The organism is Serratia sp. CoH_122_TC_1, assembly GCF_058191755.1.
Genome location: NZ_JBXWLA010000027.1, coordinates 1 through 25366, shown reverse-complemented (window position 1 = coordinate 25366; position 25366 = coordinate 1). Strand labels below are relative to the sequence as shown.

Annotated in this window: 23 protein-coding genes; 13 read left to right on the top strand and 10 right to left on the bottom strand. The window is 54.4% G+C overall.

Going from position 1 to position 25366, the window contains the following annotated elements; translation table 11 throughout:
* Positions 1-8 precede the first annotated feature (8 nt).
* Both AC2FC2_RS25170 and AC2FC2_RS25165 read left to right on the top strand, forming a co-directional pair.
* The gene (locus AC2FC2_RS25170; protein ID WP_490660087.1) at positions 9-2141 is read left to right on the top strand and encodes a S9 family peptidase; all 2133 of its coding nucleotides are present in this window, start codon (positions 9-11) and stop codon (positions 2139-2141) included.
* A gap of 122 nt (positions 2142-2263) precedes the next feature.
* Positions 2264-4504: a TonB-dependent receptor domain-containing protein gene (locus AC2FC2_RS25165; RefSeq protein ID WP_490660086.1), complete on the top strand. Its 2241-nt coding sequence runs from the start codon at positions 2264-2266 to the stop codon at positions 4502-4504.
* 18 nt (positions 4505-4522) lie between these two features.
* Here the strand turns inward: AC2FC2_RS25165 and AC2FC2_RS25160 are convergent, their stop codons facing one another.
* From AC2FC2_RS25160 to amiA, 3 genes are all read right to left on the bottom strand, one after another.
* Complete coding sequence (locus AC2FC2_RS25160; protein WP_209638634.1) at positions 4523-4978, bottom strand: YaiI/YqxD family protein; 456 nt, start codon at positions 4976-4978, stop codon at positions 4523-4525.
* Complete coding sequence (gene hemF, locus AC2FC2_RS25155) at positions 4978-5898, bottom strand: oxygen-dependent coproporphyrinogen oxidase (RefSeq protein WP_490660085.1); 921 nt, start codon at positions 5896-5898, stop codon at positions 4978-4980. The genes AC2FC2_RS25160 and hemF overlap by 1 nt, the downstream gene beginning before the upstream one ends.
* Positions 5899-5967: 69 nt before the next feature.
* Positions 5968-6855 (bottom strand): N-acetylmuramoyl-L-alanine amidase AmiA, encoded by an 888-nt coding sequence (amiA, locus tag AC2FC2_RS25150; protein WP_209638638.1) that lies wholly within the window; start codon positions 6853-6855, stop codon positions 5968-5970.
* 318 nt (positions 6856-7173) lie between these two features.
* Here amiA and AC2FC2_RS25145 point away from each other — a divergent pair, with 318 nt between their 5' ends.
* The gene (locus tag AC2FC2_RS25145) at positions 7174-7599 is read left to right on the top strand and encodes a GNAT family acetyltransferase (RefSeq protein ID WP_209638640.1); all 426 of its coding nucleotides are present in this window, start codon (positions 7174-7176) and stop codon (positions 7597-7599) included.
* A 43-nt stretch (positions 7600-7642) separates the two neighbouring features.
* Here the strand turns inward: AC2FC2_RS25145 and AC2FC2_RS25140 are convergent, their stop codons facing one another.
* On the bottom strand, positions 7643-8035 hold the full coding sequence (locus AC2FC2_RS25140) for a YgiW/YdeI family stress tolerance OB fold protein (protein ID WP_209638642.1): 393 nt from the start codon (positions 8033-8035) through the stop codon (positions 7643-7645).
* A 172-nt stretch (positions 8036-8207) separates the two neighbouring features.
* Between AC2FC2_RS25140 and AC2FC2_RS25135 the strand changes: the two genes are divergently transcribed.
* The 8 genes from AC2FC2_RS25135 (at position 8208) to cysM (ending at position 15639) form a co-directional block, all read left to right on the top strand.
* On the top strand, positions 8208-8672 hold the full coding sequence (locus AC2FC2_RS25135) for a DUF2919 domain-containing protein (protein ID WP_209638644.1): 465 nt from the start codon (positions 8208-8210) through the stop codon (positions 8670-8672).
* 147 nt (positions 8673-8819) lie between these two features.
* The gene (locus AC2FC2_RS25130) at positions 8820-9404 is read left to right on the top strand and encodes an RpoE-regulated lipoprotein (protein ID WP_209638645.1); all 585 of its coding nucleotides are present in this window, start codon (positions 8820-8822) and stop codon (positions 9402-9404) included.
* A 237-nt stretch (positions 9405-9641) separates the two neighbouring features.
* Positions 9642-10541, top strand: a complete 900-nt coding sequence (locus tag AC2FC2_RS25125) for a Dyp-type peroxidase (RefSeq protein WP_209638647.1) — start codon at positions 9642-9644, stop codon at positions 10539-10541.
* A 205-nt stretch (positions 10542-10746) separates the two neighbouring features.
* The gene (locus AC2FC2_RS25120; RefSeq protein WP_490660084.1) at positions 10747-11769 is read left to right on the top strand and encodes a sulfate ABC transporter substrate-binding protein; all 1023 of its coding nucleotides are present in this window, start codon (positions 10747-10749) and stop codon (positions 11767-11769) included.
* Positions 11769-12602: a sulfate/thiosulfate ABC transporter permease CysT gene (gene cysT / locus AC2FC2_RS25115; protein ID WP_209638651.1), complete on the top strand. Its 834-nt coding sequence runs from the start codon at positions 11769-11771 to the stop codon at positions 12600-12602. Before AC2FC2_RS25120 ends, cysT begins: the two co-directional genes overlap by 1 nt.
* The gene (gene cysW / locus AC2FC2_RS25110) at positions 12602-13477 is read left to right on the top strand and encodes a sulfate/thiosulfate ABC transporter permease CysW (protein ID WP_209638653.1); all 876 of its coding nucleotides are present in this window, start codon (positions 12602-12604) and stop codon (positions 13475-13477) included. Before cysT ends, cysW begins: the two co-directional genes overlap by 1 nt.
* Positions 13467-14555, top strand: a complete 1089-nt coding sequence (cysA, locus tag AC2FC2_RS25105) for a sulfate/thiosulfate ABC transporter ATP-binding protein CysA (protein WP_490660083.1) — start codon at positions 13467-13469, stop codon at positions 14553-14555. Before cysW ends, cysA begins: the two co-directional genes overlap by 11 nt.
* 202 nt (positions 14556-14757) lie before the next feature.
* Positions 14758-15639: a cysteine synthase CysM gene (gene cysM, locus AC2FC2_RS25100; protein ID WP_404759171.1), complete on the top strand. Its 882-nt coding sequence runs from the start codon at positions 14758-14760 to the stop codon at positions 15637-15639.
* A 3-nt stretch (positions 15640-15642) separates the two neighbouring features.
* On the opposite strand, the gene AC2FC2_RS25095 is transcribed toward cysM, so the two are convergent.
* Both AC2FC2_RS25095 and AC2FC2_RS25090 read right to left on the bottom strand, forming a co-directional pair.
* A complete protein-coding gene (locus AC2FC2_RS25095) occupies positions 15643-17592 on the bottom strand; it encodes a MacB family efflux pump subunit (RefSeq protein ID WP_490660082.1) in 1950 nt (649 codons plus the stop codon).
* A gap of 2 nt (positions 17593-17594) precedes the next feature.
* Positions 17595-18788: an efflux RND transporter periplasmic adaptor subunit gene (locus AC2FC2_RS25090; RefSeq protein ID WP_490660081.1), complete on the bottom strand. Its 1194-nt coding sequence runs from the start codon at positions 18786-18788 to the stop codon at positions 17595-17597.
* A gap of 175 nt (positions 18789-18963) precedes the next feature.
* Between AC2FC2_RS25090 and AC2FC2_RS25085 the strand changes: the two genes are divergently transcribed.
* Both AC2FC2_RS25085 and AC2FC2_RS25080 read left to right on the top strand, forming a co-directional pair.
* Positions 18964-19644: a response regulator transcription factor gene (locus tag AC2FC2_RS25085; protein WP_209638663.1), complete on the top strand. Its 681-nt coding sequence runs from the start codon at positions 18964-18966 to the stop codon at positions 19642-19644.
* Between the two features lie 5 nt (positions 19645-19649).
* Positions 19650-20975, top strand: a complete 1326-nt coding sequence (locus tag AC2FC2_RS25080) for an ATP-binding protein (protein ID WP_490309050.1) — start codon at positions 19650-19652, stop codon at positions 20973-20975.
* Between the two features lie 248 nt (positions 20976-21223).
* Here AC2FC2_RS25080 and crr read toward each other — a convergent pair whose 3' ends face one another.
* The 4 genes from crr to cysK all read right to left on the bottom strand — a co-directional run bounded on the left by crr (position 21224) and on the right by cysK (position 25177).
* Positions 21224-21733, bottom strand: a complete 510-nt coding sequence (gene crr, locus AC2FC2_RS25075; RefSeq protein WP_037424016.1) for a PTS glucose transporter subunit IIA — start codon at positions 21731-21733, stop codon at positions 21224-21226.
* 49 nt (positions 21734-21782) lie between these two features.
* Positions 21783-23510, bottom strand: a complete 1728-nt coding sequence (gene ptsI / locus AC2FC2_RS25070) for a phosphoenolpyruvate-protein phosphotransferase PtsI (RefSeq protein WP_209638667.1) — start codon at positions 23508-23510, stop codon at positions 21783-21785.
* Positions 23511-23556: 46 nt separating this feature from the next.
* Positions 23557-23814: a phosphocarrier protein Hpr gene (gene ptsH / locus AC2FC2_RS25065; RefSeq protein ID WP_004936458.1), complete on the bottom strand. Its 258-nt coding sequence runs from the start codon at positions 23812-23814 to the stop codon at positions 23557-23559.
* A gap of 394 nt (positions 23815-24208) precedes the next feature.
* Complete coding sequence (cysK, locus tag AC2FC2_RS25060) at positions 24209-25177, bottom strand: cysteine synthase A (RefSeq protein ID WP_490660080.1); 969 nt, start codon at positions 25175-25177, stop codon at positions 24209-24211.
* Positions 25178-25366 lie beyond the last annotated feature (189 nt).

The window sequence follows — 25366 nt, the reverse complement described above, 5'->3', positions numbered from 1 at the left end:
GAGGGATTATGAATCACCCGCTGTCGTCCAATAAGCAGTGTCGCCTGGTCACCGCTTTCGTGCTTTCGTTCGGATTTTTAAGTTCTGCGGTCGATGCGCAGCCACAACCGCCGCAGGCAGAAAAAGTGCCCAAGCTGCTGGTTGCGCAGGGGGAAACACGCACCGATGACTATTACTGGTTGCGTGACGACAGCCGAAAGAACAAAAAAGTGCTGGATTATCTGACGGCGGAAAATCGCTATACCGAACAGATGATGCAGCCCTATCAAGCACTGCGCGATAAGCTGTATCAGGAAATGCTGGGCCGCATTAGCCCGGAAGACCGTTCGGTGCCTTATCAATTGAACGGCTACCGTTATCAGGAAAGCTACGCAGCCGGTAAAAACTTCGCGCTGTATCAACGGCAGGCACTGACTGCCGATGCGCCGTGGCAAACCTTGCTGGACGCCAATCAGCGTGCGGCAGGCCATGATTATTACCGCGTCGGCGGGATGGACATCAGCCGAGACAACCGGCGTATGGCGGTATCTGAAGATGTGCAGGGGCGCCGCCAGTATCGGATTTCCCTGCAGGATATTGCTGACAAACGTTGGGCGCCGGAAGTGATAGAGAACACCTCCGGCAATATGGTGTGGGCTAACGACGGCAAGACGCTGTTCTATGTGCGCAATCACCCGCAAACCTTGCTGCCCTATCAGGTTTACCGGCATACGTTTGGCACGCCGGTAACGGAAGATCAACGGGTGTATCAGGAAGACGATGCTGCGTTCTATCTGAGCCTCGGTAGCTCCGCTTCCCGTGACTACGTCATTATCACTATCAGCGGCAATACCACCTCTGAAGTGCGTCTGATCGACGCCAATCGTCCGCAACGTGCGCCGCAGTTGTTTGCGGCCCGGCACAGCGGGCGTGAATATTATCTCGATCATTATCGTGGCGAATTCTATCTGCGCTCCAACCACCAAAGCCCGCATTTCGGTCTGTATCACACCGCGTCTGCGCAGCAACCTTGGCAGACGCTAATTGCACCACAGGAAAAGCGTGAGGTTGAAGGCTTTACTCTGTTCCGTGATTGGCTAGTGGTAAAAGAACGTGGCGATGGATTGGTGCAATTGCGGCAGATGAGCTGGGACGGTAAGACCCAACGCAGTATTCCGTTTGACGATGCCAGCTACATGGCCTGGTTGGGTTATAACCCCGATCCTGACAGCGATCGCTTGCGTTACGGTTATTCGGCGATGACAACCCCAACCCGTACCTACGAGTGGGATTTGAATAAGGGCAGCCGAACCTTACTCAAGCAGCAGGACGTGAAAGGCGTTGACCCGAGCTTGTATCACAGTGAGCGGGTGTGGATCAGCGCGCGCGACGGTGTGAAGGTGCCGGTCTCGCTGGTCTACAACAAGGCAATGTTCAAGCCGGGCCACAGTCCGCTGTTGGTGTACGGCTATGGTGCTTATGGCATGAGCATGGATCCGGCCTTCAGCGCGAATCGAATCAGTTTGCTGGATCGCGGTTTCGTCTATGCGCTGATTCACGTACGCGGCGGCGGGGAGTTAGGGCAAAACTGGTATCAACAGGGAAAACTGACCCATAAGCCGAATACGTTCAGCGACTTTATCGACGCCACCCAAGCCTTGATCAAGGATGGCTATGGCCAACCGGGCCGTATCTACGCCATGGGGGGCAGCGCGGGTGGATTGCTGATGGGGGCCGTGATCAATCAGGCGCCACAGCTGTATAACGCGGTGGTGGCGCAGGTGCCTTTCGTTGATGTGGTGACCACCATGTTGGACGACAGTATTCCATTGACCACCGGCGAGTATGAAGAGTGGGGCAATCCGAACGAGCCACAGGCCTACGCGCTGATGAAGTCTTACAGCCCGTATGACAACGTGCGCAAGCAGCATTACCCGAACCTGTTGGTGACCAGCGGCCTGTATGATTCGCAGGTTCAGTATTGGGAACCTGCCAAGTGGGTGGCGAAGCTGCGACAGTTTAAACAAGGGGATTCGTTGCTACTGTTGTCCACCGATATGACCGCAGGCCACGGCGGTAAATCGGGCCGTCTGGCACGGTTGGAAAACAGTGCGCTGGAGTACGCTTTTATTCTGGCGATGGATCAACAGGCGCAGAAATAATATCTAACGCCGCAGTAAGCTGCGGCGTATTAAAACAATAACAATATTTACCGTCTTGTGGGGCGGGGATTTTTGCTGGGCATTGTCGGCCATCAAACCTTTTTGGCAATTTCTGGGGATATATGAAAATTAAATTAATAGTAAGCCTGATCGGCGCGGGAATAGCGCTGAGCGGGGGGGCGGCGGCTGCACAGAGTGAGGCAAAAGAGGGCAGCGGTAAGGTGGTTTTCAGTCCGTTAAATGTGTCAGCGGCAGACAACAGTAACAGCAGTGAAAGGGACGCGTTGGAGAAACCGGGGGCGTTCAGTTCACGTGGGGAAAATAAGAATCTGGAATCGGTAGACAGTATTCTGCGCAGCATGCCGGGTACCTATACCCAAATCGATCCGGGCCAGGGATCGGTCAGCGTCAATATTCGCGGTATGAGCGGTTTTGGCCGGGTTAACACCATGGTAGATGGTATCACTCAGAACTATTACGGCAGCTCGCCGAGTGATGCCGCGCACGGTGGTTTACCTACCAGTCAGTTCGGTGCGCTGATCGATCCTAACTTTATCGTCGGCGTTGATGTGGCGCGTGGCAATGCGACAGGGTCCGCCGGGGTGAACGCGCTGGCAGGCAGCGCCAACTTCCGTACCATTGGCGTGGACGATGTGGTGTTTTCCGATAATCCCTTTGGTATACGCACCAAATTTTCTGTGGGCAATAACGGCATTGGCCGCAGCGGCATGGTTGCCGTGGGCGGAAAAACCGATGCTTTTGGTGATGGCGGTAGCCTGGGCGCGATGGCGGCCATCAGCGGCAGTTCCATCACGTCTAATTATAAGAACGGTTCGGGTTTCGACAGCGAAGCCTTTAATATCGATAAAACCTATCGCCAGAACCCAAAATCTCAATTATTCAAAGTGGATATTAAACCTGATGCCTTTAATAGCATCGAACTGTCAGCCAGAACCTACCAGAATAAAATAACCCGCCGTCATATCGACAGTAATGACTTCTATATTAAATATCACTATGCGCCTTTTTCTGAGCTGATTGACGTTAACCTGACCGCCAGCACCAGCCGCGGTGAACAGAAGTTCATGTCGGACAATATGGCGGGGTTTAGCGACAGCAAAGCCAAAAATATCTCGGACGCGCTGGATTTAAATAATACCAGCCGTTTCAGCCTGCAGGAGGTCGATTTTGCCTTCAGCTATGGCGGTAAGCTGATCCGCAATGAATACAAGAAACACGCTTCCGGGCTGGTGACGGATGAGAACCAGGCGGAAAGCTCCCCGGTGGGGATCGCGGGCAAACAAAATATTGCCAGCCTTTACAGCGGGCTGCAGCTTAACTATGGGATTTGGCAGAGCAACGTTGATCTGAACTATAGCTCTTATGACATTTCCGGCTATAAACCCGCCTGTGATGAGCGTGTGGCTTGCTTCCCGCAGGGGGCCAGCAATATCAATTTGAAAGAGCACGGTTTTAACCCGTCGGTGCTGCTGTCAGCACAGGTGACGCCGTGGCTGCAGCCGTTTGTCAGCTACAGCAAATCCATGCGAGGGCCGAATATTCAGGAAGTCTTCTTTGCCAACAGCGGCGGGCAGTCGATGAATCCGTTCCTGAAGGGTGAAACCGCAGAAACGTACCAGGCGGGGTTCAATGCCAATGCGCATGATCTGTTGTTTAAGCAGGACAGCTTCCAGCTCAAAGCCGTGTATTTTGAATCGAAAATCAAAAACTACATTTCCAGCCAAAGTTACATGGTGTGCAACAATCGGCAGAAGTGCAATCGCAGCCAGGCGACGGCGCAAGAGTGGGAAGATGCGAGCCCTGACGTCGCCATGACCATGTACAGCAACGCCTACGAGCCGGTCTGGTCACGCGGGGTTGAAGTGGAAGCGATGTATGACGCCGGATTTGCTTACACCAAATTGTCTTTGAGCAAGGAACACACCAGCCAGCCGACCAATCAGGCCAGCAATGTGTTCGGCGCCGGCGACATCAGTGAATTGCCGGAGCTGTATTTTACGCTGGACAGCGGGGTGCGCCTATTGGATGAGAAACTGACGCTGGGCGGGTTGGTGAAATATACCGGCAAGGCGGTGCGTCTTTCCCCGGATTCCAACGTTGATGAAAATGAGCAGTTGCTGAAGGAACCGGCGCCGCATATCCCGACCGTTATCGATCTGTACAGCACCTACCAGTTTAACCGTAACCTGCTGCTGAAATTCAGCGTGCAGAACCTGATGGACAAAGATTATTCGGATGCCCTGAACAAGATGAATTCGCTGCCGTCTCAGTCACAGGATTTCACACCGACCAACACCGCCCGCGGTCGAACCTATATCTTCGGCGGGGAGGTGCGATTCTAACCTAGAGTACGGGCGCAATTACTGCGCCCGTTTTGCCTGCTGTAACCACTTGTCCAGCTCGTTGGCGAACTGCTGACGGTCACGCTGGTTCAGCGTATTTGGGCCACCGGTCTGGATACCGCTGGAACGCAGCGTATCCATAAAGTCGCGCATGTTCAGGCGTTCACGAATGGTGTCCGGCGTGTAGCGTTCACCGCGTGGATTCAGCGCCACCGCCCCTTTCTCAATCACTTCCGCTGCCAGCGGGATATCGGCGGTGATCACCAGATCGCCTTTCTCGCAGCGGCGCACGATTTCGTTATCCGCTACGTCAAAACCGGCCGCCACTTGCAGCGTGTGGATATGCTTCGACGGCGGCGTTCTCAGTGGCTGATTGGCCACCAACGTCACCGACATGGCGGTGCGATCCGCCGCGCGGAACAGCACGTCTTTGATCACATTCGGACACGCGTCCGCATCAACCCAAATCTGCATTATTCAGGCTCCTTCAGCCAATCGCGTACCGGCAAGAAATCGCGGTACAGCGCCGCTTCCGGGCTGCCTTCTTCCGGTTGATAATTGTATTCCCAGCGAACCAGCGGCGGCATCGACATCAGGATGGATTCGGTACGTCCGCCGGTTTGCAGGCCAAACAGCGTGCCCCGGTCCCAAACCAAATTGAATTCCACATAGCGGCCACGGCGATACAGTTGGAACTGGCGTTCGTTATCGCCCCAGCTCAGCGTTTTGCGTCTTTCTACGATCGGCAAATAAGCATCAAGGAAGCTTTCGCCCACCGCCTGGGTAAAGGCAAAACAGGTGGCGAAATCCGGAGTGTTCAGATCGTCAAAGAACAGACCGCCGATACCGCGCGCCTCGTTGCGGTGTTTGATAAAGAAATAATCGTCGCACCACTTTTTATATTTGGGGTAGACCTGTTCACCGAAGGGCGCGCACAGCTGTTCGGCGGTACGATGCCAATGGACAGCGTCTTCTTCAAAGCCGTAGAACGGCGTCAGATCAAAGCCGCCGCCAAACCACCATACAGGTTCTTCACCGGGTTTCTCCGCGATGAAAAAACGCACGTTGGCATGGCTGGTGGGAATATAGGGGCTACGTGGGTGGATGACCAGCGACACGCCCATGGCCTGGAAGCTGCGACCGGCCAGCTCAGGACGGTGTGCGGTAGCGGAGGCCGGCAGGGTGGCGCCGGAAACGTGTGAGAAGTTGACGCCTGCTTGTTCGAACACCGCGCCGTCGGTCAATACCCGGCTGCGGCCACCGCCGCCTTCTTCACGCGTCCAGCGGTCTTCGTTGAAAACGGCACCGCCGTCGGCTTGGGCTAATTGCGTGCAGATGCGATCCTGCAGTGCCAGCAGGAAGGATTTTACTTCTGCGATGGTCGATAAACTCATACGGAATAATTCACAGCGTCTGACTGAACAAGGCGCAGAGTATACCTTTAATCGCCGTGGCTGGCAGTATTAGCCGGGTTTTCGTTGGTGCGCATCGTAATAACTGAAGAAACTGATGATACCGTCGGCGATGGCGCGGGCGATTTTTTCGCGAAAAGCGGTGGTACCCAGCAGGCGTTCTTCCGCCGGGTTGGTAATAAACGAGGTTTCGACCAACACCGATGGAATTGACGGGGATTTCAACACGGCAAACGCCGCCTGTTCCGTACTGTTGCTATGCAGATGGTGCACCGGGCGAATCTGTCCGAGTACGTGGCGACCCAAGGTCAGGCTGTTATTGATGGTATCTGTCTGCACCAGATCGAACAGCACCTGTTGCAGGTAGTTGTCCTGGTTTTTGTATTTCCCGCCAGCTACATCATCGGCGGCATTTTCGCGGTTGGACAGGTAACGTGCCATGGCGCTGCTGGCGCCGCGATTGGACAGGGCAAACACCGACGCGCCAGAGGCTTCCGGGCTGGTAAAGCCGTCGGCATGAATGGAGATAAACAGATCGGCCTGATGCTGGTGGGCAATCTCAACGCGTTGGAACAAGGGGATAAACTCATCTTCTTCCCGTGTCAGGCGCACTTCGACATGCTCTTGTTCGTGCAGAATACGGCGGACATGGTTGGCTATCTCCAGCACCACGTGCTTTTCCTGCGAGCCTTCGCTGCCAACCGCGCCGGAGTCGATACCGCCGTGACCGGGATCGATCATCACCAGCCTTTTACTGCCTGACGGTTTAGGCGCGGGTTTGCTGTGCGGCTTGCGCAGCATCCCGCCGGATTCGGCATTGGCCGTTTGGCTTTTGCTGCCGAGCAGCACCAGAGCCAGGCCGGAGAGCAATAATTGGCGTCGCGTGGGGGAAGTGGAAAGCGGCTTAAAATTGAGGAATTGATTAACCTGCTTTTTCATAACGCGACGCTCCATCGACAAATTCTATTTTGCGACGTTATATCGTATTGATAATCATTAATCGACCTTATAACTATGTCCATTTATTACGCGTGTAACGGGGTATTTCCCGGTCATTGATAGGGGAAATCCCAGTGACACGCGTCATCGTTGAAGCTATATGTCCGTTAACCCCGGTCATAATAGTTGTCAATGCTCCCGGAGGCTTACGGGCCTGCCGCCGGGATACCACGCCAATTATTTAGGATATAGATATTGCGTAAGTAAATAATCACGCGATAATCAGATAAACATCTTAATTAACAGCGGCGAACATCGATGGAAATTCGCGTATTTCGACAAGACGACTTTGAAGAAGTCATTACTCTGTGGGAGCGCTGCGATTTGCTGCGACCGTGGAATGATCCTGAGATGGATATTGAACGTAAATTGAACCACGATCCGGCGCTTTTTCTGGTCGCCGAAGTGGGCGGGGAAGTCGTGGGGTCGGTGATGGGGGGTTACGACGGTCATCGTGGCTCGGCGTATTATCTGGGGGTTCATCCGGATTATCGCGGACGCGGCATTGCCAATGCGTTGATTAGCCGTCTGGAGAAGAAACTGATCGCGCGCGGTTGCCCTAAGATTCAATTGATGGTCCGTGAAGATAACGACACGGTCATTGAGATGTATGAAAAACTCGGTTACGAGATCCAGAACGTGACCAGCCTGGGTAAACGGCTGATTGAAGATCAAGAATATTGAGTCGTACTCTGGGCGGTGGCGTTTCACCGCCCGTTGCTATGCGTTATGGCAATTTTTTGATGTTTTTCACATCGACTTCCACGCTGCTCCAGTCTTTATCGACTTTCCCTTCCAACTGCACTTTGTCTTTCGGGGTGATGGTCTGACCGTTCCAGCGTTTTTTGTCGATCTCTACCGTCAGGGTGCCGCTGGCGTCGCGGAAGGTATAGGTATCGTCGCCGACGCGCTGCTCAATGTTGCCCTGCAGCATGACCCAGGTGTCATCGCTCATTGATTTCACCTTGTCTACGGTGGTCAGCGCGGCACTTGGGCCAGAGAACCCCCCTTGCTGGGTAGTTTGTGTTTGCGGCGCGGCAGGATCGAGGAACCCACCTTGTTGTGCCAAAACCGGTGCGCTGCACAGCGCGATTAATGCGGCCAGGGTATATTTTTTCATCTTAAGCTTCCTTATCTCAATCGAGAATCAAAGCCCTGCCAATCAGGACTGCTGGTTTGATGGGATTAAGTAAAGCATGGAAATCTTAAGAGGTTCTTAAGCGTGCGCATTGAAAACCATAAATGTGACTCCCATCTGAAGAAATACTCATGAGATTGATAAGGAATCGACGTTGAAGTCCTCCCCACACCGTTTTTCCCCCGACGATTACGATCATCACGGTGCGCTGCGTTTGCCACTGTGGTTTTGGGGGGTACTGGTTTTACAAGCCCGAACCTGGATCCTGTTTGTGATGGCCGGTGCTTCACGCCAGCAGGGGGAAGGGTTGTTGCAGCTGTTCTACCCTGATACCCAAAGGTTCTGGTATGGGATCATGCTTGGGTTGCCGGCCGCGTTGGCATTTTTGATTGCCCCACGTCGTCATCAATGGCCGCAATTGTGGCGTATCTGGCGGTGGGTCCTTTGCGTTTCGCTCCTGGCGGCGCTGGGGGGTTCTCTGTTCAGCCTGTGGCAGCAAGCGGACAATCAACCACCGTTGGATATCCTGTTGGTATTGCTCGATGGGCTGGCGCTGGCTTACCTGTTGCTGAACGCACGCCTGAAAGCCTGTTTCACCGCGCAGGACGAGCTAGGTTAATTGCCGCGTTGTGCGGCACTTTTCTTATTTTCCGCACTCCAAGCTCGCAACTGATGGCGAAGCGTGGGCAGTTGTGAGAGGCTGACACGCAGAAAAACGCCGAGCGCGGCAGGCTATGCCTATGCCTTTGATGTTAAGGAGCTAAAGATGAATATCCGCCCACTGTTGCTAGGGCTCCCACTGGTACTGACCGGCTGTTCGACGATGTCCAACTTCTCTTGGTCGAGCCTGTCCCCCTTTAACTGGTTTGGCAGCAGCATTCAGGTCAGCGCGAAAGGCGTTGGCGATCTCAATGCCGGCACGCCAATGTCAGAAAGCGCGATCAACGACGGGCTGAACGGCAATTATCGTCTGCGCGGCGGCATGGCCACCAGTCAGGGTCAGATTGTTTCTTACTATCAGGCGATGGACGGCAACGATGTGAAACTGGTGATCACCGGTGAGCCCAAGGGCCACGTGCAGCGTGTTGACGTGATGGACAGCAAAGTGGCGACCGAATGGGGCAGCAAGCTCGGCACGCCGTTCAGTGACATGTACAAGAAGGCATTCGGCGCCTGTAAACCGGCCGGTGGCGAAGACGCAGGCAAAGTGGAGTGTGTGGCTGAACAGAGTAAGTCTGTTACCTACATCTTCAGCGGGAAATGGGCTGGCCCGCAGGACATTATTCCACCGGATGACACGTTAAAAAGCTGGACGGTCAGCAAGATCATCTGGCACGCCAAACCTCAGTAATCCTTTCTTTTTGGGCGCCCAAACCGCGGCGCCCATGATTTATCGGGTTTTAATCCCTGCTGCACTCCCTATTACCGTCGCCTCAGCGCGGATTTTTTCGGTAACGGGTATCCCTATTTTCTTTGCGCTGATGCAAGGCAATCCCGTTTTCATGGGGTATGATACTGCGCATTCGTAACAGGAAATCCGTGTACAAACAGTAGCCTGTTACTCGATTTTGATTTGAGGATAACGACAATGACACAGGTTCAGAGCGGCATTTTGCTGGAGCACTGCCGTTTCGCCATTTTTATGGAAGCCACCGTACAGGGCGAATTTGCCGATTTGCGCCAGGGCTGTAAGCAATTTTGCCAAACGTTGACCGAGCTGCAACAGCAGTTCCCGGACGCCCACTTGGGTGCGGTGATCGCCTTTGGGTATGACGTTTGGCACGATCTGTCCAGCGGTCAGGGTGCCAAAGAGCTGAAGCCCTTTACCCCCTTGGGTAAAGGTTTAGCGCCGGCGACCCAGCGCGACATGTTGATCCATATCCAATCTTTGCGTCATGACGTTAACTTCACGCTGGCGCAGGCCGCGCTTGCGGCGTTCGGCAATGCGATCAAAATCGAAGAGGAGACCCACGGTTTCCGCTGGGTAGAAGAGCGTGACCTGAGCGGCTTTATCGACGGTACCGAAAACCCGCAGGGTGACAAACGTCCTGAAGTGGCGGTGATTGCCGAGGGTGAAGAGGACGAAGGCGGCAGCTACGTGTTGGTTCAACGTTACGAACACAACCTGCGTCAGTGGCAGCGCTTTACTACTGAACAGCAAGAGCAGATTATCGGCCGCACCAAACATGACAGTGAAGAGTTGCCGCCAGAGCAGCGCCCGGACACCTCTCACGTTAGCCGCGTTGATCTGAAAGAAGAGGGCAAGGGCCTGAAAATTCTGCGCCAGAGCCTGCCTTATGGCACTGCCAGCGGTAAACACGGATTGTATTTCATCGCCTATTGCGCCCGTCTGCATAACATTGAAAAGCAACTGCTGAGCATGTTTGGCGATCTTGACGGTAAACGTGACGCCATGCTGCGTTTCAGCCGTGCCGTGACCGGCAGCTACTATTTTGCTCCATCGCTGACGCGCTTGCTGTCGCTGTAATCATCCCTCCGGAGCCGGCTACCCTCGGCTCCGGCATCATCACCCCTCCTCGCCAAAACCGCCCCGGCCCTGCCTTATAGCGTTTGATGCTTGAAAATCACTAAACGGTATATAAAAGCGTTACAGCTCCGCACCTAGTTATAAATACACTGGTCAACATCAGGGCGAAAGCCCGACAGATTGACTCAGTTAGCTAAGGTGCAGAATGAAACAAACGCGGGTTAAAAATATTGTGCTGAAAGGTTGGTTGGCAGCGGCGCTGTTAGCCAGTGGCACCGTCTCGGCAACTGAATTGCTGAACAGCTCTTATGACGTTTCCCGTGAATTGTTTGCCGCACTGAATCCGGGCTTTGAGCAGCAATGGAACCAGCAGCATCCGGGCGACAAGCTCACTATCAAACAGTCCCATGCAGGTTCTTCTAAACAGGCGCTGGCGATCCTGCAAGGGTTGCGTGCTGACGTGGTGACTTACAACCAGGTGACTGACGTACAGATCCTGCACGACCGTGGGCAGCTGATACCGGCCGACTGGCAGAGCCGTTTACCGAACAACAGCTCCCCATTCTATTCCACCATGGCTTTCCTGGTGCGCAAGGACAATCCAAAAGGCATTCATAGCTGGAATGATTTGGTGCGTGACGATGTGAAGCTGGTATTCCCGAATCCAAAAACCTCCGGCAATGGCCGTTATACCTATCTGGCTGCCTGGGGGGCTGCGAATCAGGCCGATGGCAATGACCAGGCGAAAACGCGCGCCTTTATGACCCGTTTCCTGAAAAACGTCTTGGTGTTTGACACCGGTGGCCGCGGTGCGACAACCACCTTCGTGGAGCGGGGGTTGGGTGACGTGCTGATAAGTTTTGAGTCGGAAGTGAACAATATTCGCAAGCAATATGGTGAAGACAAATACCAAGTGATCGTACCGCCGGTCGATATTCTGGCGGAGTTCCCGGTGGCTTGGGTAGACAAAAACGTGGAAAAAAACGGGACTGAGCAGGCAGCTAAAGACTACCTGAATTATCTCTACAGCCCGGCAGCGCAGCAGGTGATCACCAGCTACTACTATCGCGTTTACGACAAACAGGCGATGGCAACAGCGAAGGGCCAATTCCCGGATACCAAGCTGTTCCGGGTCGAAGATCAGTTTGGCGGCTGGCCACAGGTAATGAAAACGCATTTCTCGACCGGTGGCGAGTTGGATCAGTTATTAGCAGCAGGGCATAAGTAATGTTGTCGTTGTCCAGCAAACGGGTTCTGCCTGGGTTTGGTTTAAGCCTCGGGAGCAGCCTGTTTTACACCTGCCTGATTCTGCTGTTGCCGCTCAGTGCGCTGGTGATGCAATTGGCGCAAATGAGCCTGGCGCAGTATTGGGACGTGATCTCCAATCCGCAGGTGGTTGCAGCCTATAAAGTTACGCTGCTCGCTGCGGGGGTTGCCAGCCTGTTTAACGCGGTGTTTGGCATGCTGATGGCCTGGATCCTCACGCGCTACCGCTTCCCAGGGCGCACGCTGTTGGACGGCCTGATCGATTTGCCGTTTGCATTGCCGACCGCCGTGGCTGGCCTGACATTGGCGGGGCTGTTTTCTACCACGGGCTGGTATGGCCAATGGTTGGCGCATTTTGACATCAAAGTGACCTTTACCTGGTTGGGTATTGCGGTGGCGATGGCATTTACCAGCCTGCCCTTTGTGGTGCGTACCGTTCAGCCGGTGTTGGAAGAGCTGGGGCCGGAATACGAAGAGGCGGCAGAAACGTTGGGTGCCACTCGCTGGCAGAGCTTTCGTCGCGTCGTGATACCCGAATTGGCACCGGCGCTGTTAGCCGGTACGGCTATCTCATTTACCCGTAGCCTGGGTGAGTTTGGTGCGGTGATTTTTATCGCCGGTAACATCGCCTGGAAGACGGAAGTGACCTCACTGATGATTTTTGTCCGTTTGCAGGAGTTCGATTACCCGGCAGCCAGTGCGATTGCCTCGGTGATCCTGGCGGCATCGCTGCTGTTGCTGTTCAGCATTAACGTTCTGCAGAGCCGCTTTGGCCGACGCATCGGGGGGCACTGATGGCGGATATCTCTGAGTTCAACGGCGTCGAACGGCCGCGCGTCAACTGGGGCAAGTGGACACTGATCGGTATCGGTGTGCTGTTCTCGGTACTGCTACTGGTGGTACCGATTATTTCGATTTTCGCCGAGGCCTTTTCTAAAGGCGCTGGGGTGATGTGGAGCAACCTGGTCGATCGCGACATGCTGCACGCCATTTGGCTGACGGTGCTGATTGCCTTGATTACCGTACCCTTCAACCTGGTTTTCGGTACGTTATTGGCATGGTTGGTGACGCGTTTTACCTTCCCAGGGCGTCAACTGTTACTGACGTTGATCGACATTCCCTTTGCCGTTTCACCGGTGGTGGCGGGGCTGATTTACCTGTTGTTTTACGGCAGCAATGGCCTGCTGGGCGGTTGGCTGGATGCGCATAACATCCAGCTTATGTTCTCTTGGCCGGGCATGGTGCTGGTGACCATTTTCGTTACCTGTCCGTTTGTGGTGCGTGAGCTGGTGCCGATGATGCTGAGCCAGGGCAGCCAGGAAGACGAGGCCGCCATTTTGCTGGGCGCTTCTGGCTGGCAGATGTTCCGCCGGGTGACGCTGCCAAACATTCGCTGGGCGCTGTTGTACGGCGTGGTACTGACCAACGCGCGTGCCATTGGCGAATTCGGTGCGGTATCAGTGGTGTCCGGTTCTATTCGCGGTGAAACCTTCAGCCTGCCGCTGCAGGTTGAGTTATTGCAGCAGGATTACAACACGGTTGGCTCCTTTACCGCCGCCGGTTTATTGACCCTGATGGCGATAGTGACCCTATTTTTGAAGAGTGGCCTGCAATGGCGTCTGGAACGTCAGAATGCACGTCTCGAGCGGGAGGAAAATCATGAGCATTGAGATTAACGGTATCAATAAGTTTTTCGGTCGTACCAAGGTATTGAACGATATCTCGCTCGACATTGCTTCTGGCGAGATGGTGGCATTGTTGGGGCCGTCCGGCTCCGGTAAAACCACGCTGCTGCGTATTATCGCGGGGTTGGAAAACCAGAGTAGCGGTAAGTTGGGCTTCCACGGTACCGACGTCAGCCATGTGCATGCGCGCGACCGCCGGGTTGGCTTCGTGTTCCAGCACTATGCGTTGTTCCGTCATATGACCGTATTTGACAACATCGCCTTTGGTTTGAGCGTGTTACCACGTCGTGAACGCCCAAATGCGGCGGCGATCAAACAAAAAGTGACCCAGCTGCTTGAGATGGTGCAATTGGCTCATTTGGCTAACCGCTACCCGTCACAGCTTTCCGGCGGTCAGAAGCAGCGCGTGGCGTTGGCGCGCGCCCTGGCGGTAGAACCGCAGATTTTGCTGCTGGATGAACCCTTTGGTGCACTGGATGCGCAAGTGCGTAAAGAGCTGCGCCGCTGGTTGCGCCAGTTGCACGAAGAGCTGAAGTTCACCAGCGTGTTCGTCACCCACGATCAGGAAGAGGCGATGGAAGTGGCTGACCGTATCGTGGTGATGAGCCAGGGCAATATTGAGCAGGTCGGTTCACCGGAAGAGATTATCCGTGAGCCTGCCAGCCGTTTCGTACTGGAATTTATGGGCGAAGTGAACCGCCTGAGCGGCGAGATCCGTGGTTCGCAGCTGTTTGTTGGTGCACACCAGTGGCCGCTTTCGTTCCAGCCAATGCATCAAGGCAGCGTAGACTTGTTCCTGCGGCCTTGGGAAATGGAAGTGGGCACCGAGAGCAGTGAGCGCTGCCCGTTGCCGGTACAGGTGCTGGAAGTCAGCCCGCGTGGCCACTTCTGGCAATTGACCGTACAACCAATCGGCTGGCATCAGGAGCCTATCAGCGTGATTTTGCCAGAAGGCAACGCAACCCCGGTGCGCGGCGGTCGTTATTACGTTGGCAGCCTGAATGCACGCCTGTATGCCGGTGACCAACTGCTACAACCTGTTGCGTTAGCTAAAAGCGCCTGATATACCCTTTATCTTTCAAGTTGCAGGTGTGTTGGCTGCCTTTACTCGCCCCAGTCGCTTACTGATATAAGCGACTGGGGACTCGTGCAGTTGCCGCCCTTCCTGCACCCTGAAATATTTTGGGCAAAGGTTTTAACTGACGTTAAAGGCAACCCCGGGGTTGCCTTTTTACATTACGTACTTCAACACACAGGCAAAGATCGTGACAACGCTTGAACAATGTATCGGTAATACCCCGCTGGTAAAATTACAACGTCTGGCTACAGGGCTAAACAGCGAGGTTTGGGTCAAACTGGAAGGCAATAACCCGGCGGGCTCGGTGAAGGATCGTGCCGCGTTGGCGATGATTCAACAGGCGGAGCTGCGCGGTGAGATACAGCCCGGTGACCGTCTGATCGAGGCCACCAGTGGTAACACCGGTATAGCGCTGGCGATGATCGCGGCGTTGAAAGGCTATGCGATGACGCTGTTGATGCCGGAAAACATGAGCCTGGAGCGTCAGGCGGCCATGCGTGCTTATGGCGCAGAATTGATTCTGGTGAGCAAAGACGTCGGGATGGAAGGCGCGCGCGATCTGGCATTGGAAATGCACAATCAGGGGCAGGGCAAAGTATTGGACCAGTTCAATAATTTGGATAACCCGTATGCCCACTTCACCACCACTGGCCCGGAAATCTGGCAGCAGAGCGAGCAGCGTATCACCCATTTCGTATCAAGCATGGGCACCACGGGCACGATAACCGGTGTGGGCGGCTATCTGAAGAGCCAGAATGCCCAGGTGCAGATCATCGGTCTGCAACCGGCAGAGGGCAGCCATATTCCCGGTATCCGCCGCTGGGCGCCAGCCTACCTGCCGGGCATATTCCGCCCGGATCTGGTGGACCAGGTGTTGGACATTGAGCAAACGGACGCTGAGCAGACCATGCGTCAGTTGGCGCAGCGTGAAGGTATTTTCTGCGGCGTCAGTTCCGGTGGTGCCGTTGCCGGCGCATTGCGGATTGCCGCAGACAACCCCGGCAGTGTGATTGTGGCGATCATCTGTGATCGCGGCGATCGCTATCTTTCTACCGGCGTTTTTGGCTGAGTGCTATTCCCTTTCCAACGCATGTATCGGATCCATCCCGGCGGCCCGTTTCGCCGGGAAGAAACCAAAAATCACCCCGATTAACGTCGAGCAGATAAAGGCGGCGACGATAGATGCGCTGGAATATACCATCGTGAAGTTATCGCTGAATTGGCTGAATACCACGCCGATCGCCAGTGACAATAACACCCCCAAGGTACCCCCCAGCAGGCACACCAGCACGGCCTCAATCAGAAACTGTTGCATGATGTCGCTGGCACGTGCGCCAACCGCCATGCGTACGCCAATTTCACGGGTGCGCTCGGTGACCGACACCAACATGATATTCATCACCCCAATGCCGCCAACCACAAGCGAAATCAGCGCGATCATCGACACCAGTAGCGTCAGGGTGGCGGTGGTCTGCTCAATGGTTTGGCGAATGCTGTCGGTGTTCATCACGAAGAAATCCTTGCCGCCGTGGCGCTGGCTCAGCAGACGCGTGACGCCATCTTCAGCGCTGGCAAGATCGATATCATCGTTTACGCGTACGGTAATGCTTTTCAGGTAACTCTGGCCCAGCATGCGTTTCATCGCGGTAGTGTAGGGGATCCAGACATTCAGGTTTTCATCACTGTTGAAGCCACTCTGCTTTTTGGCCGCGACGCCGATAATGCGGCACGGCAGCGAACCGAGCAGGATCACTTCGCCCAGCGGGTTGGCTCCGTGAGGAAACAGCGTGTCGCGGGTATTTTCGTCAATCACCACTTCCTGCATCAGCTGGTCAATGCTACGGCGGTTAAATGCCATGCCGCTGTCGATGTTATAGCCACGGACCAGAAAATACTGTTCCCCGACGCCATTGACGGTGCCGCTGACCGATTGGTTGCCATAGCGGAACGTGGTGCTCGTGGAAAGGGTCGGTGTCACGCTGTGCACGTATCCTTGCTGGGCCAGCGCGTCAGCGTCGGTCGCACGCAGCGTTTGCACTGCGGCTGAGCGCATATCGCCGAAATCCTTGCCCGGATAGACTTCCAGTGTGCTGGTGCCCATGGCGTTGATATTGGCCAACACCTGCTGTTGAGAGCCTTTGCCCAGAGCCACTACTGACACGACCGAGGCGATGCCAATGATAATCCCAAGCATGGTGAGTAGGGTGCGCAGGCGCTGAGAAGCCATCGCCAACAGCGCCATTTTGAATGCTTCGCGCAGGCGATCGCGTTGTGAATGCCAACGGCCGCTGGTGTTATCCAATGCTTTTGGCAGGCGCACGACGCGTTGGACGGTTTTCTGTCGATCGGCAACGATCTCGCCATCGCTGAGTTCAATAATGCGCTGAGCATGTTCGGCGATCTGCATGTCGTGAGTGACGATCACCACCGTGTGACCGCGTGCGTGCAGGTCTTTCAGGATGCTCATCACTTCCTGCCCACTGTGACTGTCCAGCGCACCGGTCGGTTCATCCGCCAGAATCACTTCACCGCCGTTCATCAATGCGCGGGCGATGCTCACCCGCTGTTGTTGGCCCCCGGAGAGTTGACTCGGTCGGTAATTCAACCGTTGCGCTAACCCAAGCCGCTGCAAGAGATCGGCTGCCCGCTGTTGTCGCGAATGGCGTGGATGGCCGGCATACACTGCGGGCACCTCTACGTTGCCTTGCGCACTCAGATCGCCCAGCAGATGGTAGCGTTGGAAGATAAAACCGAAGTGTTCGCGTCGCAGTTCAGCCAGGCTATCGCGATCTCGCTGTCCGGTACTGTGGCCAGCTACCTGATAATCGCCTTCGCTCTGGCGATCAAGACAACCGAGAATGTTCATCAGCGTCGACTTACCGGAACCGGAAGCGCCGACGATCGCCACCATTTCCCCTTGATCAATGTCGAGGTTGATATTGTTCAATACCGTTACGCTTTGTTCACCGGCTTGAAAACGGCGGCTGATGCCGCGCAGTTGCAACAGAGGTTGTTGGCTCATTGTTACATTCCCATTGGCGGTGGGCCCATACGGCGCGTGCTGCTTTTGGCCGTAGTATTCACCTGGCTGACAATCACGCTCTCACCGGCCAATATGCCGCTGATAATCTGTGCATCAACGTTGTTGTTAATCCCCACTTTTACCGGGCGTCGATCAACGTTTCCCTGTTTATCGACTACCTGCACCCAGTCGCCTTGTAAGGCTGTCGCAGGGATGACCACCGCGTTTTCAGCCTTGTCCAACACGATATACACCTGTGCGGTCATTGAGATACGCAGTGCGCCGTCAGGGTTGGCCACGTCGAACAGACCGTTATAGTAAATCGCGCTACTTGAGCTGGAGGCGCTGCTGGAACTGCTGGTACTGGACGACGTGGTCTCATCGTTGATGGAGTCTGGGGCCGGTTCTATCGCCCGCAGTGTGGTGCGGTAGCGCTTACCGGGTTCACCAAGGATAGTGAAATAGACCGGCATGCCGGTTTTTACCTTGACCACGTCAGCTTCAGAAATCTGCGCCTCAATGGTCATGGTCGCCAATTGAGCGACTTTGACGATGGTTGGAGCGCTTTGTACCGCATTCACCGTTTGCCCAGCTTCCACCGGCAGCGCGACGATGGTGCCATCTATCGGCGAGGTGATTTTGGTGTAACCGAGGTTGACCTGGGCTGTGTTGACGGCAATCTGCGCCTGAACGATCTGGGCATCCAGGGCATTGACATCGGCACGAGTGGCAATCAGTGTGGCCTGAGCATTGTCCAAATCTGCCTGTACACCGACGCCATGCGCCACGATGGCTTGCTGGCGTTGATAAGCGCGCTGATTGTTATGCAGTGCCGCCATTTTTGATGCGCGTTGCGCCTGAACGTTTTTCAATGCTGCTTCTGCGTCCCTCAGAGCGTTCTGCTGGGTTAAGTCGTCAATCTCAGCGACCCGTTGGCCTTTATGCACTTTATCGCCCAGCGCCACGTACAGGGCCTTAATTTGACCCGACACCTGGGCGCCGACGCTGACCTGTTTTTGCGCCTCGATGGTGCCGTCAGCCAATACCGTTTGTTCCAGGTCGCGTGTTTGCGCCACGGCGGTGATATAACGGGGCGTTGCGGTATCGCCTTGAGATCTGAAGTAGAGAAATAGGGCGATAGCGGCCACAATAACAGTGGGCAGCAGATAGCGTTTTGAGCGTTGAAACGATGGCATGACGATGGGATTCCCTGGCATGAAAGCGCGGTAAAAATCTGTTGGCACTAATTTAACGCGCCGCCGAGGGGCCTGCGGTTAAGTGGCGTTCAGGAATATGTAAGGATTGAGTAAAACCGGCTGCGAAGCAGACAAATAGGCGTGAAAATGGCGAAAATCCGCGAAGGAGCAAGGCATGAAAATTTTATTGGTCGATGATGACCTCGAACTCGGCACCATGCTGAGCGAATACCTGACCGGCGAAGGTTTTAACGCCACGCTGGTACTGACTGGCAAAGCCGGTGTGGAAGGCGCGCTGTCGGGCGAGTACACCGCGATGATCCTCGACATCATGTTGCCGGACATGAGCGGCATTGACGTGCTGCGCGACGTGCGTAAAAAGAGCCGTATGCCAATCATTATGCTGACAGCCAAAGGCGATAACATCGATCGGGTTATCGGCCTGGAAATGGGCGCTGACGACTACATGCCTAAGCCGTGCTATCCCCGAGAGCTGGTGGCGCGTTTGCGTGCGGTGCTGCGCCGTTTTGACGAACGCCCGGATGAGGTGGACGACGGGATTGCCATTAATTTTGGTGAGCTGAGCCTCAATCCGTCTACTCGCAGCAGCGAATGGCGCGGTAAACCTTTCGATCTGACCGCTTCCGAATTCAACCTGCTGGAGTTGCTGCTGCGTGCACCTGAGCGCGTAGTGTCTAAAGATGAGCTGTCAGAAAAAGGCTTGGGGCGTCCGCGTGAAGCTTATGACCGCAGCGTTGATGTCCATATCAGCAATATCCGGCAGAAGCTGGGTGCATTGACGGACAACGCGTTAAGTATTGAAACGGTGCGCAGCATCGGCTACCGAATCCGATAATGCCCATGCGCGGAAGACTATTCTGGAAAATCCTGCTCGGCTTCTGGCTGACCTTTATCATCATGACCCAGGCATTGTGGGTGGCTTTTTCACTGTATGGCGATCGCTACGAGCCGCCGGAAAACGCTATGGCGCGGCGAGTGATTGCGCTGCATTTAACCTCTGCCGCCACGCAACTGCGTAGCGGCGGTATGCCGGCACTCGAGGCAATGCTGAAGGACTGGCCGGAAGATGACCGGCGCTTGCTGTCCGTGACTGCATTGGCGCAGCCGCCCGCCCCTGCACCGGAGGAGCCGGCATTTGAAGGCCGCCGGATGCCGAAAGCCGTTACGGAATGGGTCGCAGACGACGGGGACGGTAAAGGGTATCTGCTGAGCTACGACATGCGTGGGCTGCGGGAGGAGTACCGCCCGAACAAACGTTCGCATTTCTTCAACATCCCCGCCCCGATGCTGTGGGTCGGTGGGTTGGCAGGGTTGTTATTCAGTGCCGTGCTGGCCTGGAACCTGACCCGCCCAATGCGCAAATTGCGCGACGGTTTTGATCGCGTGGCGCAGGGGGATTTATCGGTGCGTTTATTCCCTGCGATGCGCCGCAGGCATGATGAGCTTTCTGAGGTTGCGCGTGATTTTGACAGCATGGCTGAACGGTTAGAACTGCTGGTTAGCGCCCGGGAACAGCTGTTGCATGACGTCTCCCACGAGTTGCGTTCACCGCTGGCTCGCCTGCAGTTGGCCATTGGTCTGGCGCGGCAGAATGAAGGCAATGTAGAAAACTCGTTGCAGCGTATTGAGCATGAAGCGGGGCGGTTGGATAAAATGATTGGTGAGCTGTTGGCACTGTCACGCGCCGAAAGCAACAATCTGCCGGATGAAGAGTATTTCGACTTGTATGGGCTGGTGGATGCGGTGGTCAGTGACGCACGCTACGAAGCGCAGATCCCCGGGGTGGATATTGTGCTGCAGGCCAGTTCGGACGTGGAATATACCGTTAAAGGGAATGCCGAGCTGATGCGGCGTGCGGTGGATAATATCGTGCGCAATGCGCTGCGTTTCTCCAGCCACGGTCAGCAAGTGACGGTGGTGCTGACGCGTATTGATCAACTGTTCCAGATAGAGGTCAGCGATCAGGGCCCGGGTGTGGAAGAATCGAAACTTTCCAGCATTTTTGATCCGTTCGTCAGGGTTAAATCGGCGATGTCAGGCAAGGGCTACGGGCTGGGGCTGGCGATCACCCGCAAGGTGGTGCTGGCACACGGTGGCCAGGTTGAAGCGCGTAATGGTGAGTCCGGTGGTTTGGTCATCACTTTGCGTATCCCGCGCTGGCAGTAATAAACTCTCTTACTTGCCATTTTGAACTGGGCTGTGCGCTGTCCAAACTGTTTGCGCCGATGGCGACTATTACCAGGGTATTCCCAAAGGATTTCGAATTGCAGCTAGGCGGCAAGCGTGGGCATCCCCAGGAGCTTACTTTGGTAAGTGACTGGGGTAAGCACGTGCAGCCAACAACGCTGCAGTTTGAAAGACGAAGGGGATAAAAAAAACGGCGCACTGGGCGCCGTTTCTATGTCCATCCGCAATTACTTCTTGATGCGGATGATCGGGGTCTCACCAACGGTTACGTTACCGGACAGTTTGATCAGCTCTTTGATCTCGTCCATGTTGGAGATAACAACCGGCGTCAGGATAGACTTGGCTTTCTCTTCCAGCAGTGCCAGGTTGAACTCGATAACGACGTCGCCTTTCTTGACGCGTTGACCTTCTTCAGCGATGCGTTTGAAGCCTTCGCCTTTCAGTTCAACAGTGTCGATACCGAAGTGGACAAACAGCTCGATGCCGCTGTCGGATTCGATAGAGAAAGCATGGTTGGTTTCGAAAATTTTGCCGATAGTGCCGTCAACCGGGGCAACCATTTTGTTGCCTGTTGGTTTGATAGCAATACCGTCACCAACGATTTTTTCAGCAAATACAACGTCAGGTACATCTTCGATATTAACGATTTCGCCAGAAAGTGGAGCTACGATCTCGATAGTGCCCGTGTCTTTCTTGTCATCAGAAACCAGAGATTTCAATTTATCGAACAAACCCATGATCTTCTCCTAAGCATTAAATTGGGCGGCGTTCCAGTGTCGTGGAAGTTTAGCAGAGCGTCTTTTCTTCGATGAATTTATTCACGCAATTCATCAGGTCTTGCGCCGTTGGCTGTGCCAAGGCTTGCGCTGCCAACGCCTTCACATCTTCGAAATTAGTATTACGAATAATTTTCTTGATGCGCGGGATTGAAATCGCACTCATGCTGAACTCATCCAGCCCCATGCCCAATAACAACAGTGTAGCACGCTCATCGCCAGCCAGTTCACCGCACATACCGGTCCACTTGCCTTCTGCATGAGATGCATCAATAACCTGTTTGATCAGGCTAAGTACTGATGGGGACATCGGGTTATAGAGATGAGAAATCAGCTCGTTGCCGCGATCTACTGCCAGAGTATACTGGGTTAGATCGTTTGTCCCAATACTAAAGAAGTCGACTTCTTTCGCCAGGTGGTGAGCAATCACCGCCGCAGCCGGTGTTTCGACCATCACGCCGACTTCAATTGTTTCGTCAAACGCCTTGCCTTCTTCACGCAGCTGGGCTTTCAGCGTCTCGATTTCACCTTTCAGATCGCGGACTTCTTCCACGGAAATGATCATCGGGAACATGATGCGCAGTTTGCCGAACGCGGAGGCACGCAGAATAGCGCGCAGCTGAGCGTGCAGGATTTCTCTGCGGTCCATGGCGATACGGATGGCACGCCAGCCGAGGAACGGGTTCTCTTCTTTCGGCAGGTTCATGTACGGCAGGTCTTTGTCGCCGCCGATGTCCATGGTACGGACAATCACAGCCTGTGAACCCATGGCTTCCGCAACGGCTTTATAAGCCTGGAATTGCTCGTCTTCGGTTGGCAGTGAGTCGCGATCCATAAACAGGAATTCGGTACGATACAGGCCGACGCCTTCAGCGCCGTTGCGCTCTGCACCTGCGACGTCGCGCACGGTGCCGATGTTGGCGCAGACTTCAACCTGATGACCGTCCAGCGTAATGGCCGGCAGATCTTTCAGCTTGGCCAGATCGTTTTTCTCGGTGACGTACTGGTTCTGTTCTGCTTTCAGCTGATCGATAACGTCAGCGGTTGGGTTAACGTAAATTTTATTGTTAACCGCGTCCAGAATCAGGTAATCGTCGTTCTTCACCTGCTTGGTCACGTCGCTGGTGCCTACGATTGCCGGCAATTCCAGAGAACGCGCCATGATGGAGGTGTGAGACGTACGGCCGCCGAGATCGGTGATGAAACCCAGCACTTTGTCCAGGTTCAACTGTGCGGTCTCAGACGGAGTCAAATCGGTAGCGACCAGGATAACTTCGTCCTGAATAGCGCTTAAATCGACGATAGCCAGGCCCAGAATGTTCTGCAGCAGGCGTTTACCGATGTCACGTACGTCGGCCGCACGTTCTTTCAGGTATTCATCGTCGAGTTCTTCCAGTGCTTTCGCCTGGCCTTCGATGATGGTGTAGGCAGCTGCGTCCGCAGAAGCCAACTCATCTTTGATTAGGGCTATGATTTCCTGCTCAAGCTCTTCGTCTTCCAACAGCATGATGTGGCCTTCGAAGATCGCTTCTTTTTCTTCGCCGAAGGTTTCGCCAGCTTTGGTCTTGATCGCTTCCAACTGCTCGGACGCTTTGGCGCGGCCAGCAAGAAAACGTGAGACTTCCTGCTCTACATCATCTGCAGAGATTTTCTTCCGGTTGATGACAATCTCATCTTCTTTCAGTAGGAGAGCCTTACCAAAAGCGATACCCGGTGATACTAAAATGCCTGAAATCATAACCCTACCTTACTCTTGACTGGTGTTAACTAAGAAGACGGGCCGATTACTCAAGCTCTGCCATCAGTTTTACCAAGTGCTCAACGGCTTTCTGCTCGTCTTCACCTTCAGCGGAGATGGTCACTACGGTCCCTTGAGTCAGCCCCAGAGTTTGCAGTTTGAACAGGCTTTTGGCGCTGGCGCTTTTACCGTTAGAGGTCACGGTGATGTCAGACGTGAAGCCTTTAGCTTCTTTTACGAACTGAGCGGCAGGGCGAGTGTGCAGACCATTAGGAGCGGTAATAGTAACTTCTTGCTGGAACATTGATGTTTCCCCAACTTATTGGTGTGTTGTGGAGCTAAAGTTTAGCCCAAGGGTGTGACTTTAGCTTGTCTGGTTAGCGCCTGACTATGGTACAGGGGCGAGCATTGATGCAACAGAAAACGACGAGTTAGGCACTTCAGATCAAAAAATTCAGCTTCTGTCGTCGTTTCAATCAGCTCCCCATTATGCCGTGTTTAACGCATCACCGACAAACGAGTAAATCGATTCAGCTTAAACAAGGAATGATGAGTGATTAATTTTGCGCACCGAAATAATGCACCGTTAAATACTAAAGCTGGCATGTAAAATCAATCTTTGACTGCTATAAACTTTGATCCAGTCCACAAAAAAGCACCCCGAAAGGTGCTTTTTTAGCGATTTGTGCACAGTGGCACTACTGTTGCAATTCTTGCTCAGTGAACAAATCAGCGAACAGAGCGGTGCTTAAATAGCGCTCGCCGGAGGACGGCAAGATCACCACGATGGTTTTGTCGGCGAATTCAGGTTCTTCGGCCAATTTCACGGCTGCCACCACTGCGGCACCGGAGGAAATGCCCGCCAGAATGCCTTCTTCGTCCATCAAACGGCGCGCCATGCTGATGGCCTCGTCGTTGGTGACTTGTTCGACGCGGTCAACCAACTTGAGATCCAGGTTGCCTGGGATAAAACCTGCACCGATGCCCTGAATCTTATGGGGACCTGGTTTGATCTCTTCACCGGCGAGCGCCTGGGTGATGACCGGTGAGTCGGTAGGCTCCACCGCGACAGTGGTGATTGCCTTGCCTTTGATATTCTTGATATAGCGGCTGACACCCGTCAGCGTACCGCCGGTACCCACGCCGGAAATGAAAACATCCACTTCGCCATCGGTATCGTCCCAGATTTCTGGGCCGGTAGTTTGTTCATGAATTGCTGGGTTAGCCGGATTGCTGAACTGCTGCAGGATGATGTAGCGGTTCGGATCGGTGGCGACAATTTCTTCCGCCTTGGCGATCGCGCCCTTCATGCCTTTTGCGCCTTCGGTCAACACCAGGTTGGCGCCCAGCGCCTTCAGCAGCTTACGGCGTTCGATGCTCATGGTTTCCGGCATGGTCAGCGTCAGCTTGTAGCCACGCGCCGCGGCGACGAACGCCAGAGCGATACCGGTGTTGCCGCTGGTCGGCTCCACAAGCTCTTTGCCGGCGACCAGGATGCCGCGTTTTTCCGCGTCCCAAATCATATTGGCACCGATGCGGCATTTAACGCTGAAGCTAGGGTTGCGAGATTCAACCTTGGCCAGAATGCGTCCGTTGCCGATACGGTTCAGACGAACCAGCGGCGTATGGCCGATTGTTAATGAGTTATCTTCATATATCTTGCTCATAGCCCGTCCTTTAACTCTATGAAAATGTGGGGAACATCGAAAGCATACGCTAACAGTACCGGCAGGGAAGTAAAGAATTGGTATATCTATATGTTATTAGGAAATAAGTTTCAAGCACAAGGATAAGGGCGCATATTGCGCGCCCTGTCGAAGAATTAATCGTAATGCGGGGCCGAAAATGGCTTAGGA